Origin of the sequence: Serratia grimesii NBRC 13537, assembly GCF_001590905.1 — a bacterium.
GTDB classification, from domain to species: domain Bacteria; phylum Pseudomonadota; class Gammaproteobacteria; order Enterobacterales; family Enterobacteriaceae; genus Serratia; species Serratia grimesii.
In genome coordinates, this window is sequence record NZ_BCTT01000010.1 from 301,266 (window position 1) to 315,899 (window position 14,634).

Annotated in this window: 13 protein-coding genes; 5 read left to right on the plus strand and 8 right to left on the minus strand. The window is 43.4% G+C overall.

Annotated elements, in window-relative coordinates; genetic code table 11:
• Positions 1 to 572: 572 nt before the first annotated feature.
• Entirely contained in the window at positions 573 to 923 is a 351-nt protein-coding gene (locus SGR01S_RS13185; protein WP_037420326.1) for a DUF4377 domain-containing protein, read from the minus strand.
• A 244-nt stretch (positions 924 to 1,167) separates the two neighbouring features.
• On the opposite strand from SGR01S_RS13185, the gene SGR01S_RS13190 reads away from it, so the two are divergent.
• Positions 1,168 to 1,704: a DUF4136 domain-containing protein gene (locus SGR01S_RS13190; protein ID WP_073963443.1), complete on the plus strand. Its 537-nt coding sequence runs from the start codon at positions 1,168 to 1,170 to the stop codon at positions 1,702 to 1,704.
• A gap of 128 nt (positions 1,705 to 1,832) precedes the next feature.
• On the opposite strand, the gene SGR01S_RS13195 is transcribed toward SGR01S_RS13190, so the two are convergent.
• Positions 1,833 to 2,546 carry a GNAT family N-acetyltransferase gene (locus SGR01S_RS13195; protein ID WP_037420320.1) on the minus strand — a complete coding sequence of 238 codons (714 nt, stop codon included), beginning with the start codon at positions 2,544 to 2,546 and terminating at the stop codon, positions 1,833 to 1,835.
• 367 nt (positions 2,547 to 2,913) lie between these two features.
• The gene (locus SGR01S_RS13200; protein ID WP_061807656.1) at positions 2,914 to 3,111 is read right to left on the minus strand and encodes a hypothetical protein; all 198 of its coding nucleotides are present in this window, start codon (positions 3,109 to 3,111) and stop codon (positions 2,914 to 2,916) included.
• A 171-nt stretch (positions 3,112 to 3,282) separates the two neighbouring features.
• Between SGR01S_RS13200 and SGR01S_RS13205 the strand changes: the two genes are divergently transcribed.
• Genes SGR01S_RS13205 through SGR01S_RS13215 form a run of 3 tightly spaced genes read left to right on the plus strand, consistent with a single transcriptional unit; the run spans position 3,283 to position 6,003 of the window.
• A complete protein-coding gene (locus tag SGR01S_RS13205) occupies positions 3,283 to 3,636 on the plus strand; it encodes a GtrA family protein (RefSeq protein WP_073963444.1) in 354 nt (117 codons plus the stop codon).
• On the plus strand, positions 3,636 to 4,547 hold the full coding sequence (locus SGR01S_RS13210; RefSeq protein ID WP_061807658.1) for a glycosyltransferase family 2 protein: 912 nt from the start codon (positions 3,636 to 3,638) through the stop codon (positions 4,545 to 4,547). The genes SGR01S_RS13205 and SGR01S_RS13210 overlap by 1 nt, the downstream gene beginning before the upstream one ends.
• Positions 4,548 to 4,560: 13 nt before the next feature.
• The gene (locus SGR01S_RS13215) at positions 4,561 to 6,003 is read left to right on the plus strand and encodes a glucosyltransferase domain-containing protein (protein WP_061807659.1); all 1,443 of its coding nucleotides are present in this window, start codon (positions 4,561 to 4,563) and stop codon (positions 6,001 to 6,003) included.
• Positions 6,004 to 6,025: 22 nt separating this feature from the next.
• On the opposite strand, the gene SGR01S_RS23765 is transcribed toward SGR01S_RS13215, so the two are convergent.
• On the minus strand, positions 6,026 to 6,244 hold the full coding sequence (locus tag SGR01S_RS23765) for a tail fiber assembly protein (RefSeq protein WP_082797624.1): 219 nt from the start codon (positions 6,242 to 6,244) through the stop codon (positions 6,026 to 6,028).
• A 733-nt stretch (positions 6,245 to 6,977) separates the two neighbouring features.
• Here SGR01S_RS23765 and SGR01S_RS13220 point away from each other — a divergent pair.
• On the plus strand, positions 6,978 to 7,982 hold the full coding sequence (locus tag SGR01S_RS13220; RefSeq protein ID WP_061807660.1) for an acyltransferase family protein: 1,005 nt from the start codon (positions 6,978 to 6,980) through the stop codon (positions 7,980 to 7,982).
• An 865-nt stretch (positions 7,983 to 8,847) separates the two neighbouring features.
• On the opposite strand, the gene SGR01S_RS13225 is transcribed toward SGR01S_RS13220, so the two are convergent.
• The 4 genes from SGR01S_RS13225 to SGR01S_RS13240 are packed head-to-tail and all read right to left on the minus strand — an operon-like array spanning position 8,848 to position 14,634.
• Positions 8,848 to 9,609: a hypothetical protein gene (locus tag SGR01S_RS13225; RefSeq protein ID WP_147284272.1), complete on the minus strand. Its 762-nt coding sequence runs from the start codon at positions 9,607 to 9,609 to the stop codon at positions 8,848 to 8,850.
• An 8-nt stretch (positions 9,610 to 9,617) separates the two neighbouring features.
• The gene (locus tag SGR01S_RS13230) at positions 9,618 to 11,759 is read right to left on the minus strand and encodes a hypothetical protein (RefSeq protein WP_061807662.1); all 2,142 of its coding nucleotides are present in this window, start codon (positions 11,757 to 11,759) and stop codon (positions 9,618 to 9,620) included.
• Entirely contained in the window at positions 11,760 to 14,255 is a 2,496-nt protein-coding gene (locus SGR01S_RS13235) for a host specificity factor TipJ family phage tail protein (RefSeq protein ID WP_061807663.1), read from the minus strand. It lies immediately after the preceding gene.
• Positions 14,203 to 14,634 carry an NlpC/P60 family protein gene (locus tag SGR01S_RS13240; protein WP_255212227.1) on the minus strand — a complete coding sequence of 144 codons (432 nt, stop codon included), beginning with the start codon at positions 14,632 to 14,634 and terminating at the stop codon, positions 14,203 to 14,205. The genes SGR01S_RS13235 and SGR01S_RS13240 overlap by 53 nt, the downstream gene beginning before the upstream one ends.

Consider the following 14,634-nt stretch of genomic DNA (forward strand, 5'->3'; position numbering starts at 1 on the left):
ATTTTTAAGAAAAAAACCATATTAAAATAGAAAAAAATCACACCAACTAGAATGGCTGGCATCATCGTTCTATGACTAAATGACCCAAACACTACTCAGAACCCTTCATAGTGATATATAACAATGAGTTAGGATAATTAGGCGCGTCAAACCAAAACTAATGCAGTTGAAATAATAAGCAGAATTAACAACAATACCAATGGACAAAATCCTGAATGACATTCATTTATGCTTTATAAACTTCACCGGAACCCACCTCATTCAAACCCCATGAACATCGCACCGATCAGTTAATTTAAATTATTTCAAAAGGATAAAAACGACACGTATATACGTACATCAGCGTATATACCTGTGCTGCAATGTTCATATAATATAAACTTAAGCTTTTTTATATTAAAATGATATGAGTTTTCAGATTTTAATTTCGCAAGGTAGTTAATAACAATCTAGTTATTAACTACCTTGACACGCACTCCCCGCGATCAGCTTGAGCAGATTGCGACAGAGGTGAGAATAACGCTTTAACGTTGATAGGTTAGGGCATACAGTCCTGACCTATCAAAAGGTTATCAGACTTTGTTCTTTTCCAACTGTTCGATCAGAGTATAACGCAGTGAAGACGCATCGGCCGGCGGGTTTTCTACCTCCGTCACCTGCACTTTTAAGCGATAGTTGTAGCCCGGTTCAAAAGTAAAACCTTCAATCCCAGTATAGAACAAGCCCCACGGTTCTTGCGCAGAATGACGCACTTGCATGCACTTCATCGGGGCAACACCCGTACAATTTACCAGCGCGCTGTTAACCAGCAACACTTCCGTATGGTTTCCGTCTTTCTTCACGGGTTGGCTCACTGTCGCTCCCTCCTGGCTACAGCCGGCCAGACCGGCCAAGGCAACAAATAACAACGCTTTGATTTTCAATGTACTACACCATTAAGTCTTTAGGTGAGGTGATAGTAACAAAACTGCTGCTACCAAGGCCATCGGTGTGTTCTGAATTGCGAATGGGTTGAGTATGTGCACGGACTACGGCGAAACACATTAGCAGTAATGAGCGTGCTCTCTTTCTCATTGTTACTAACCCAAAATGACTTCAGTTCACCATTTGCCAACCACAGTTTCTGCGTCTAACTTTATGAAATCAATAATCCCAAAGGGGTTTTCTATGCGTTCACTTTCTTATATTTTCATCGCGAGTTCGATGGCTTTATTGTCGGGCTGTGCTAGCCAACCTAAAGTGACCAGCGATTATGACCATAGCGCTAACTTCACCCAATACCATACATATGGTTTTGCCACCGAGACTGCGGGCCAATACCAAACCTTGACCGGAAAATACATTCAAAGCGCGATTAAACAACAGATGGAACAGCGCGGTTATCAACCCAGCGCAACACCTGATCTATTGGTCTACAGTAGTGCAATGAAAGAAAATAAAGTGCAGGTGAATGATACGCCCGTGCCGGTTGGCCGCAGAGGTTACGCTGGCTGGGGCGGTTATAATCAAACCGTATGGAGCTATACCGAAGGTACACTGACGATTGACCTGGTGGACAGTAAGAAAAAACAGCTGGTCTGGCGCGGAACCGCCAGTAATACGCTGAACTCAGATGGTACACCGGCCAGCCAAACCCAAATTCAACAGGCTGTAACAGCTTTATTCGCCACATACTCGTTTAAGGCCGGCCCCGCAAGCCGCTGATTGTTTTGTATTGACCTAAGCGGCAGCCCTATTTCGATAAATAGGGCTTAATGCAGCTTATAAATTCAGAAATCTTACGTCTAAAAGCGCTACGCTCTCTAGCTGCCTTGCCAGCGCATGAATTAACCTCATCCCACTACTGCTGTTATTTTGAAAAATGTTTCAAGATTGCGCTTTTGAGTTCCATCTTCAATGAAGTTATCGGGTGAAAGCCAACCTGAAAGAGCCTTCTCTACAACTGGCCATTCGATATCGATAACAGATAACCAGTCCGTATCGCGGTTACGTTGTTTACGAGTCATCGCCTGACGGAAACGTCCTTCGAACGAGAACCCCAACCTTTCCGCTGCCTTTCTTGACGCCACATTCAGTGAATCACAACGCCATGCAACCCGGCGGTAGCCCAGAGAAAAGGCATTTTTGAGTAGCAGTTGTATGGCCTCTGTACCCAGGGTGGTTCGTTGCATCAATGGTGACCAGGTAACATGCCCTATTTCCAGCGCGCCATTAACAGTATCAATGCAGCTATAGCAGACAACACCAACCGGGCGGCCACTTTTTACCTCCGTCACGGCCCAGGCAACCAGACTACTGTCGTTAATTTTATTTTTAATCCAAAGCATCATTTCCTGCAGACAGGCAGGTTGTTCTGCACCAAGCCAAGTCCAGTCTCGGTCATCTGTTGCTAATGAAAATGCATCGAAAAGCGCTTCGCAATGACCGAGTTCAAGGGGCGAAAGTTTACAGTACTGTCCGTTTAACTCACTCAATCTCGGAAATGTCGCGGGCTGCCATTCAGGCAAGGGAAAGCCTACAGATTGACCATATTTATTCGTATTCAACAATCATTAACCTTCTGCGAAAGTCTGTTATGGCCAGCATACAGGAGGCTGTGCAGGCCTCACAACATGCTTAAATAAAGCGAGGAAAGAATAAATAAAGCAGTGAAAGGCCGAATATCGAGGTTCAACTTCCTCAAAAAATCACTTTAAAATCAAACACAAAAAAAATCGAATACGATTCTTTTAACCGCAACCAGCTTAATAACTCATTAAATTTCAACAAGATAAAACATGCCCAGCTTAAAAAACAACCTCGAACACTTTCGTTAACCTTCTTTTAAATTCAAAGAGTTATCAAAAAAGTCGTTTCGATTCGGGAAGAATTCGAGTAGTTTGACGCCGTCAAAGTAATGATGACCAATCAGCCTTATTTTTTCTCCCGCACCAAAGCGGCCGCATTCCTCAGCACACCTTTGTAAAGCGTGTTGCCCACAGTCTTTCGCTTCAACTCCAAGTAGTCAGTGATTTTGGCACGATTCACGTCCATACCATTTGCTATCAGGTCAATCACTGCTGCGCCAATCTCGTTGGCTATGAACATTGCACGTTGTTCATCAGTTTCCATTGTTACTCCCTGTTGCTCTGTAAGCATATATGTATGGTGTGCCACACGTTTCTGAAAACTCCGCATTAAACATCAATACATAATGTTCTCATGTACATGACGTAGAAAACTTTGCCTTCAGCATGACGCAGTGGCAAAATACCGTAAATCAAATTTTAAGAATTTTCCGCATTGAATACTTTTTTACGTTATGCATCAGTAGGTGTGATGAATACCTGTGCTCATTGGGCTGTTTTTGCGCTCATGCTGCTTGGCGGCTCCTCGCAGTCACTTTCTAACGTTGTTGCCTTCTGCATCGCAGTAACCATTTCATTCTTTGTTAACGCAAAGTGGACGTTCAAATCGGAAGCAACAACAATCCGGTACGTGATGTATGTGCTGTTTATGGGCGGCATGGCATTCTTGGTGGGGTGGCTAGCAGATAAAATGGATGTAAAGCCAATTGTTACACTAGTTACTTTCTCTGCGGTAAGCCTAATATGTGGTTTCATTTACTCTAAATTTTTTGTATTCAAGGATAATTAATGAAAGTTTCCTTGGTAGTTCCTGTATTTAATGAAGAAGAAACAATACCTGTATTCTATAAATCAGTGCGCGAATATAAACCGTTTTCCGATTATGATATTGAGATCATTTTCATCAATGATGGTAGTTCAGATAAAACGGAAAGTATTATATCTTCATTATCCTTGGCAGATAACAATGTCAAGGCTATAAACTTCACCCGTAATTTTGGTAAGGAACCTGCCCTCTTCGCTGGATTAGAATCATCTACTGGCGATGTGATTATTCCTATAGATGTTGACTTGCAAGATCCAATAAATGTCATCCCACGATTGATTCAGCGATGGAAAAATGGTGCAGAGGTGGTCTTAGCTAAGCGTATTGATAGGAAATGTGATGGAAGAATGAAGCGTAAAAGTGCAGAGTGGTTTTATAGAATTCATAATAAAATAAGCGAACCCGTAATAGAGGAAAATGTCGGTGATTTTAGGCTTATGTCTCGAGAGGTTGTAGATAATATCAAACTACTTCCAGAGCGGAATTTATTTATGAAAGGAATATTAAGTTGGGTCGGGGGTAAAGTTGATGCTGTAGAATACAACAGAGCTGAGCGTATCGCCGGCACAAGCAAGTTCAATGGTTGGAAGCTTTGGAACTTGGCCATTGAGGGAATCACCAGTTTTTCAACATTGCCACTTAGAATATGGGCATACCTTGGTTTTTTCGTTGCAACCTTATCCTTCCTATATGGAACATGGATGATTTTAGATAAAATTATTTGGGATAACCCTGTGGCAGGCTATCCATCTATAATCGTTTCCATCCTCTTTCTTGGAGGCGTACAACTCATTGGCATTGGTGTCCTTGGTGAGTATATCGGTAGGATTTATATTGAAACAAAATGTAGGCCACGTTATATAGTGAAAAAGTGAGACGGGATTTTAAATGATCTGCAAAAACGACAAAAAAACATTGGCACTGTACTCAGGCTTGGCTCTGTTATTCATATACCCTCTTATCCAATCTGGGGTGTTTTACAGGGATGATTTGGATAGGGCTATAACAGGGCAATATGGATGGCGAGGGCTAGGAAGACCCGTGGCTGATATCCTAATGAAAATACTCTCTGCAAGCGGTCACTACAATCTTGACCTCTTCCCGTACACAATGATTATGTCCTGTCTGTTCATAGGGGCGTCATCTTTATTGCTAAAAAAGCATCTGACTAGAATGGATGTACCATATCCTGTTTTCGTCGCTGCGTTTTTGATATTCAATCCTTACATGCTACAAAACATCGCCTATAGATATGACTCCATTGGTATGGCTTTGGCTTTTTTCCTTGCTGTTTTAGCCTACACTTATAGCGACAAAAACTTAATCCGCAAAGTGTCAATAAAAATAGTTACCGGAGTCCTTGCATTAACTCTATATCAACCATGCGCAAATATATTTATAGGTCTACTTGCTGTGGATGTTGTTATATTTGGACTTAAAAATCACTCAGGGAAACATCAGTCTACGAAGCTTATTGCAAGAAAAGCTTGTGAATTCATTTCATTTTACATTGTTTATATGTTGCTCTTTTCAACAAAAAGCAACTCTCGCTCAGAATTAATAACCCCAGATATTTATGGCTATAGAACGTTAGTTAGGACTGTAAAAGATTTACATGCACTTGTTGCATCTTACTTTCATGGCCCCGTGTATATTTACTTCTTAATTCCTGTGTTATTCATAATTTTGCTCTTAATAAAAGACTCAGTTCAAAAAAACAAACCATTCGTTTCAACCTCAATATTAATAATTCTTTCTATATTTATATTTTTAATTTCACTTTTAGGGCCTACAATATTTCTGCATGATGCTCCAACTTTCCCGAGAACATTGGTGTCATTCTCAGTGCTGCTTGTAATTATTTCCATTTCAATCGTTGAGCTCGCACCAAAATTAAAGTATCTTGCGTTAATACCTCTAATTACAACATTTGCTTTTAGCGCTCAATTAAGTAGCGCTATGAAATCGCAGCGTGAATATGAATGCTTTGTATTTAACATGATATCCAGAGACATCATAAATCACTCTAATGTGAAGTTGATTGGCACAACAGGTCAAGTTAACATTAATGAGAGAGCAAGGCTACTGATGGATAACAAACCATTAATAGGCTATTTCCTTAGCCCTGCGTCTGAATTTTTGGCATCATTCCAGTTAATTAATAAAGGTTTACCACAAACCTTGCATGGTTATGGTGACGAGCAAAGTAATAAAAACAAACTTGCCTATATAGTAGGTAAGGGCATCAAACCTTTCTCGTCTAACAAGGACTATTCACTTTACTTTCTCGATGATGAAGTCATCGTGTCCTTGGGTAACAATAAAAATTAGTACCGTTCAAAAACGGCCCTCCCTAACGAGGGCCTTTGCTTTGGTTCGGCGGATTAGGCCATACTATTTTATCTGCCAATTGTGTATCAATAGCCTGAACCTTCTGCACATACTCCATCCATGCAACCAGTGAAGCCTTGTCAGCATCAGTGATGATGCCTAGCGTGCATACAAATTGGTGGCTGGCGCAATGCATACCATAGGTAACTACTTCTCTATGTTGGCAGAAGAAGAGTGCCATAAAAAAAGAAATGAGTTATCAATAATGGCCGTCAGCATTATGACGCAGCAAAAGACCGGATATGGAAATTCGGAGAAACTTCGGAAGTAGCGAGGTTACCAATTGAATAATAAGTAAAACAAAAAAAGACCGAATACGATTCCTTTAACCGCAAATAGCATAACAACCTATTAAATTTCAACAAGATAAACTAACAATCGTTAAAAAAAACACCTCAAACACCTCCGTTAACCGTCTTTAACATTCAAATAGTTATTAAAAACCTAGGATCGATTCGGAAAGAATTCGAACAGTTTTATTCAGCCAAAAAAATGATGATCGGTCACTATTATTTTTCTCCCGCACCAATGCGGGCGCAGCTACTATTACTCCTTGACCATCCTCGGAGTCACACAATGGACAACGTCAGCATAGCCGTCAGTTCTGTACAAACAGCCGCAGTACAAGATTAGGTCAATTTTTGGCTTAAAAAAATCTTGAAAAATTATTTGAGCTATGGATAAATACGACGCCAGAAATGGGAATACACACTGAAAGAGCACGCTAAACGATCAACTACACATATCAAAAATGACATGTAATGCGATGATCGCAGCCTATTTTAAATTTTATTCCCGTGAGGGGAATAAATAAGCTACAACAATAAAATCTTTATGTAAAAAATTTACACAGCCATTTAATTATTCAAACAATAAATAATTACATTATGAATTATTTTAGACAGGGAAATCACATGAGAGAATTATGGGTAGACTATGCAAAAGGGATAGGCATTATTTTGGTAGTCTTTGGTCATGTTAACCGAGGTCTTTACAGCGCTGGCATTCATATTTCCACGTCGTTTTATCAGTTAACCGACAGCGTCATCTATAGCTTCCACATGCCATTGTTCTTTTTTCTTTCTGGCTTGTTTTTCATGCAATCTTTGGACAGAAAAAATAAAGTGCAATTTATCGCCAGCAAGATTGATACTATCGTCTATCCCTATGTCATCTGGTCTTTGCTTCAGGGGACAATAGAGGCCACATTGTCACGTTATACCAACAATACGTCCAACTTTAGTGATATATTATTACTATTTATCCAGCCGAGAGCTCAGTTCTGGTTCCTTTATGCATTGTTCATGGTGTTTTTTCTGGCTACATTACTTTATAGCAAAAGCAAAGCCAATTACATTTTGCCACTATTGATCGCTATCAGTGCAGCGCTATATATTTATCAAGACAACCTTACTAAAGCCTTACATTTAGATTATATTACTCGCTTCTTCCTTTTCTTCTTGCTTGGCTCGCTGGCTATCCGTTATTCCAATGTCATAGGCCGCCTGAACATTAGTCACTGCCTGACAACTATGCTAGCCTTTGTTATCCTGGAATATATATTCCATGGCCATCTTGGTCGTATGTATACTGACACTGGGGTTTTTTCATTGCTGGTCGCCATTGAGGCTATTTTCTTTATTGTTTGCCTGTCGGTACAGTTGTCCAGAGTAAACATATTCTGGCTGCGTCGGTTGGGTGAGCTAAGCATAGCGATATACCTGATGCACATCTTAGCTGCCAGCGGTCTACGTATCATTTTGAGTACCTTTATGCATATAAATAGCTGGCTGGTACACGTAGTCGCTGGCACATTATGCGGATTAGCAATGCCCGTTATCGCCTATTTTATCATTCAGCGGCTGCACCTCAATTTCCTATTGGAACGCCCTCATTTTGGCAAACGTCAATATAAATAGAGAAATACCTAACACCGCAGATAATCCATCTAGGACCCTAAGGTAAGGCAGTAGACGTTGCCTTACCTTTCCAATATTCAATGCTGATTAATACATCCCGATGCTAGTAATGTCTTCATAAGTAACATAAAAACATCCCTATTAAGAGACATTTTCCGATAAACAAGTCATCAGTATTCTCCGCAAGACCGAGGCTGGTGTTTCCTCCTACGAGCACTGCTGTAAGCATGTAATCTCCGACTTTCCCTTTTGTTTCAAAGCCTCAGCGTGCCCAACTTGGTTTGTTCATGACAGGCAGAGGTAAAGAGCGAAAGCTGTTGGAAGCTAGATCAGACTAAGGGAAAAACAAGCATTACCGCAATCCGAGCCACTGCAAATCACGTAGTTGTATCGTATTGCGGTAATTTTTTGCCCCATACATGCCCCAGACCACCCACGATCACGCCCACCTCCGCTACCATTACTCCATGACCATCCCCGGAGTGACACAATGGGCAGCATCAACACCTCTGAAAATCTAAAGTTCTTCCTGGCACACTTTCTACGCATCAAGCTTGGCTAATAAAAACGCAAGGTAATAGTTTGAAATGCGATCGTTTTCAACGATCGATACGCGATTATTGATCTACCAAACCAATTTGAATCAACGGACTCATGCCCTCACCATATGTGCAGAATTCCTTCACGACCATCTAAATGCTGATCAAATCGTTAGTTCGTCTAGCCGTACTCATATCTGCCATCTCAATCTACACAGGGACTGAGAGTTTGTTTATAGTCAGCCTGATTATGATCGCCATCTGGCTTCATGCTGAGTGGGACTGGAAAAAGCGGCCATAAAGCCGCCTTTATAACAGTTCCCGCTTTAAATCGTTTTCCCAACACCCGCGTAATACTCTTTGTATGTTCGATAAATAGTGTCGATCTCACTTGCATCCAGGGCACGGCTGAACGCTAGCACCGCCATAACCTTTCCTGACACAGTTGTAGCGTGATCAATGCTGGCACCGATTAATATGTTACCGGTGATGTTTGTCGGCGGAGCACCACCAGTTACCGCAGCATTCGCCCCTGTGCGCGTTAAATCAATACGCAAACCCTGATTCCCTGATCCATTATTAAGATATGAACGGGCCGCACAGAAAATACCGTCCACTCCATCTGCAGCAGCGACAAGCGATGCGCCTCCCAGCGTTGCAACTAAAGCTCCCCCCCCGGCATTTAGCCATCGTGCACCGATATTATTTGCTGTATCAAAAAGGTGTGAACGTGAGCGTTGGGGGGCATTCACTTGCAGGGCCCCTACGATGTTAAATCGACCCTCTGGTTTTTTTGAAATACTGATAAACGTCATATCCGAGGCGTTGTAGTTTTGAATGGGGATACCCGTATCAATATAATTCGTCTCATTAAGTGTGACTTCATAACCATCGATTACCGGTGCGCCGACAACAGTCATCGCTGCGCCTACCCTGTTTCGAGCCAGTGCTCCAGATGTTGAATCAACATCCCATTGTAAGATCATGCCTGGAATGACAACCGGCAAAGAGGTGATGGGAAAAGTAATGCGGCCGAGCGAACGACTGGCCGTGACTGTGCTATCGATATAAACGCGAGTAGTAGACATAGATTGCCTCAGAGAGATTTATTGAATGCGACGAGATCGTTGTAAAGCGGAAGGCCTGAAACTGGTGACACATCAGTTGCTGAATCCCTGATACAACCACGGTTACCCGTTAGCCTGCCGGGATAATTTGCTCTATTGCCCGTGTATGCATAATTTACAGCCGTAGCGACACCCGTCTTGGCAATATGAATGACGTTGCCCGTTGAGATTGTCACACCTGTAATTGTTGCGCCTACAAGTTTAAATCCATAATTTCCGGGGTCTGAAACTCGAACCGCATCGATAACGGCATTACCAACACCACCAAACAAGGGAATGATAATTTCGCTTGATGTCTGGATGATATTGGCTTCATCAGGTCGCAATGCCATAACTCCATCATTGCGAATAAATTCAGCAATCGCTACACCAACAATCTCACCATCGGTGCGATATCCATTATTCGACAAGTGGTCTTTATCGACATACGGCCTTGCGTACTGAGTTCCTGTTAGTGTGAATTCAGGATTATCGCGGCAGACTTCATACTGAGCATTACCGATGACTAAATTAACGTCAGCCCCAGTTGCACCAGCCTGCACGGTCGCGTTGCTAAACTGCTGAACGAACACTTTCAGGGTAAATTCGTCGTCATCCAATAATGAGCGGAGATATGTTTGATAATCAATACGCAAATTGAGCATCAGATCTTTATAAACGTTAGCATTGGTATTCATAACAGCATCAGCGTTGCCATGAATAAACAATAGAAAAGGTTTATAGTTCATCCCCAAGCCGACAGAGATATCATGTGCCCGTTGCATCACTAGTTTTGTAGCGTTAAAAGATGCAGTTCCGTAGGAAATATTAGCCAACGTGGTTCCTGACGCCCCTGTGGCGGAGGCCATGCATGTCACTCCGGACTTTTCAAACAAGCGCTCAGCAATACCCCCGCAATCTGATTCCTGACCGCTAACCTTGCCGATATTTTCTGCCATCGGAACGAGGTATTCCAGGTCTGTTTCTGCAACAGATTTAGCCGGATTTGCACTGTCGAATTTTGGTCCGCCGTTAAAAGTCATCGCGCCATATGGATAGCGGGGCGTTACAGTTACTGCCGGTTGCGTGATGGTTGCCCCACCAACTGCAAGAGACTGTCCGACGATAATAATATGAATAAAATCGGCATTGCCCTGGCGGATCCGTGAGGCCGTAGCAACCGAAGCCCGGTGAAGCTTAAAGTCACCACTCCCGCCCTCCTGCGATGCAAACTTAACGAAGTATTCACCGTTTACAGCCTTGAATGTCACCGGGGTGTTATTTCCAGCATCAACAGTCAGTGCAAAGTTGTCGCCATTTGTGTGAATGAAGTAAATAACCCCATTAACCTCTATAGCTAACCCGCCTTCTGCAGATACCTCTGGCTCACTTTGAGCGTCTCCATCGTCTCTTAGGTCTACAACTTCACCATTTCTTTTTACTAACTTAAATATTTCGCCGTAACGATCCGCATGCACTTCTGAATATTCAGGATAGTCACGTGAAATGATCACATCCTGTTTAAGCATTCGCATACTTCCATCTTCTGATAACCCAAGAACGGAGCTACCTGTCGCCCTTGACTGAAATGACGATCCATCTGATGTCTGAACTTGTTCAATATTACTGCCAACCATCACTGCCGGGAATTGAGCGGTGCCATCATCTAAACGTTGAAAGGTTACATTACCGTTCTTATCTGTAGCCATTTCAGCTATCCCCGGGAAGCCAGAAACATTTTTAGCATTACTGTCATAGAGAAAATCCAGCTTCGCTTTAATCTCAAAGACAAATTCACTTGATGGATAGCTTTTATCTGTTTTAGTTCCTGTGCCATTTACGTTTTGCCATACATCAGCGATGCTTTTACTATCACTTGACCAAACAAAATAGTAAGCATCATTAGGTATTTCTCCAGACGCTATAGCATCTGCCGCTTCCGTTTCAGTCCACGGGTGACCAAGTGGAGCAATGTTAGCTAATGCACCTGCCCATGTGTAACGTTGAACACCAAACCTATCCGTATAAGTTTTGCTGTCAGAAGTAACTATTTCGTCTATTTTCTCTGAATTGAATTTTAAATCCTGAACGGATCCGCTAGGAATTGGATTAGTAGTTGGTGTGGTAGCCATTTATTCAGTTACCTCGTAATTATACATTTCATCGTTATATTCAGACATGGTTAACGAGGTAGTCCCGTCGCCATTTGGTTTCTTTTCTGTGATCGTCCACTTTGTCGCATCCATCTCCACTTGGGTGGCGATGACATAACGGGAGGGTGACTGCACGTTGTAGCCGTCAAAAATATTAAGGGTTATTACTGGTACCGCTGCGGTGAATCCAAATATCGTATCTGTGCGGGGGAAAGCCTGAACGCGTGCAGTCGGAGATCCATTCGAATCGGTGACGATAACAAACATATCCCCCTGCCATTCAATGCGCTCACTGGTATCAAAATTGTTTCCGTTCCTGGCAACGATATACCCATCTTGCTGATTAGCGTCGTAGATATCCGGCACTTGCACCATTTGCCCAACATTCACCCATTCACCATCGGCCAACGCCCGAATAGACATCGTCTGCCGTGAGTAGAGAAGACGGCGTACCTCCTTAATGGCCCTGTCCCGAGCCTGATATGAGTTCCTGACATACAGCATATCGAACTTCTTCGCCTTGACTGGCTCCCCCTCTTCTATCGTTGAGCCGGTGATCCGGTAACGAACAAACGCCTGTTTGTTTGTCGTGGGGTTCTTATAAGTAACATGAACCCCATCAAAGCCACCAGGTAGCGTCATGTCATACGAAAGGCTGTAATCCTCGGCTTTGGTATTGGCACGGTTAAACAAGGTCACAGCATTCGGCTTGCGCTCGTCACGTGTAAATGACAACACGCCATCATCAAAAAACGCGGTAACTGTAGCCGCGTCGCAAATGGTCTGCACCCTGGCCCCAAGCGAGATATCTTCATCGTCAAACGTGTAGTCGAAGTAACCCAGGCGCGGATCCGGCAGTGAAGCCGCAATTGAATACAGCTCATAAATATCAATACTGGATTCTGCCTGTCCGCCCATTTTTACCCAGGTGTGCAGCACAGCATCTGCAAAGGAGCGTGTTGGCCTTTCTGTGTAATTGACAGTTTGGGTTGTTAGGTCGTAACTGATGACATGGCGGGTAATGAGCGCGTTATATTTACGATCGCGTGAACTTGTCGCTCTCTCGGTAGCAGTGACTGTAACGGTTACAAGGGTATCATTTGGATAAGCGACGTTGGTCCGCGTTCTAATAATGTGGACCGCTTCAACCTTCAGGACTGAGTGATCATTGCTGTTGTTCGTTCTGACAAATTGCAGCGCATAACGCCCATACCCTGCAGCCGGTGTTATTTTAAATGTCCCGTATTTGGTATCTGAATTTTCATCATCATTATTCAGTCCAATATTTAGCAGTTCAGATGTGCCGGGTATCTGATTATTGTCATCGTCAATTTTCCACCACGTCACCGTTGTCCTTGCATAATCCCCATGCCCTAACTGGGCCTGAAGGTGTATCCAAAGCTGCTCACCCGCCACCGGAGAGAATGAAGGCCCAATAACCAGTGGCTCGTTGTCGTTTAGGGTAAATATGGTGGTGTTAATGACTGCATCAGCGGGGATCTGCCCAATGTCATTCCCGCCAAGGTTTGAAAATGTAAATTCATAGAAATGTTGCGGGTCAACTGGAGCGCCATCATCAGAGGTCGTTGCATTGGCTAAATCAGCAAACACGGTTATATCTCGCGTTACTGGGCCTGATACCGTGTTGTAGGTGACGTTAACCACGAATGACACTGAGTGCGGTTTCGGCAGGTCATAGAAGTAGTCGAAGTCACTATTTTGCTTAATCTTCACCTGAGCCTGACCGGCAACGAATTCACCAGAAACCATATCCGTGGTTGTCGTAGCCGTTTCAGCAGGGAAGTCTTCGCTCTCGTTTGGCCCTGGAAGCTCTTGGCCGTCAATGTCATCGAAAGCAAACCCTTCATTGATGAGCGGTATGTTCTGACCTGGCTGGAAAATCTGGTATGAGGCTCCGGCCAGCGCACCCAGGTTTGACTCTGAGTAACGAACAGACGTCACGTCATACTTGCCCAGCCCGAAGTTCATCCACTCAGTCACCTTTTTGATGTTATTGGTGTACTCGAATAGCGACTCTTGAATGAGATCAGGGAAAGCCCTTACTTGCCCGTAGTTGTCTGGCTTAGCCTCACCATTACGAGCAATGTTGGTTTGCCCTTTCAGGCTGTTGTTAGGCGATGTTTTGGAGTTATTACTGGCTGCGTTAGCGCTCGGTTGGCTGATGAGCGACGATAGGATTTTCTGGGTAAACTTTATCGGGTTGAAGTGTTCAAGCGGGTTTAGGATTGTGCCGAGCGCGCCACTCTTTGGCTGGTCAAACACGCTGATGATGTCGCCCTCGTTCAGCGGAAAGTTCAGTTCATCATCAGGTTTAAGCTTTACTCCATTCCTCAGTATCTCAACATCACAATGCAAATTGGCCGATTTGAGCCAAGGGTAAAACATACTGCCTGCTGCGAGGTTATGTCTCTCTTTGGGTATCCCCGGCACGCGCTGAACTTCTATCAACGGCATAATCGTAAAACTCCACTTTGGTGAATACTTTTTCTAAAGTCCGAAGCTTGTCAAAGCGCACCTGGCCTGATTCGCCACGGCTATGGAATGCTTGCCCATCCACCACCAAACCGACATGCTTTGGCTCAGCGCCGTAATACGCGATAAAGATGCTACTGTCGGCGGACTTTTCGGCCCGTTGCCAAAACACAACATCACCCGTAAAGCACGTCAGGAAGTCGCTACCGGCTTCGTAGTCCGGTGTCTGGTGTATCTCAATGCCCAGCACATAGCGGTAATACAAAGTGACTAATCCCCAACAATCTGCGCCATCAAATGTGCAGCTTCTGTTTCTCCATGGGACGCCAATCATTTTCGAAATGAAGTCATCTTTACTCAT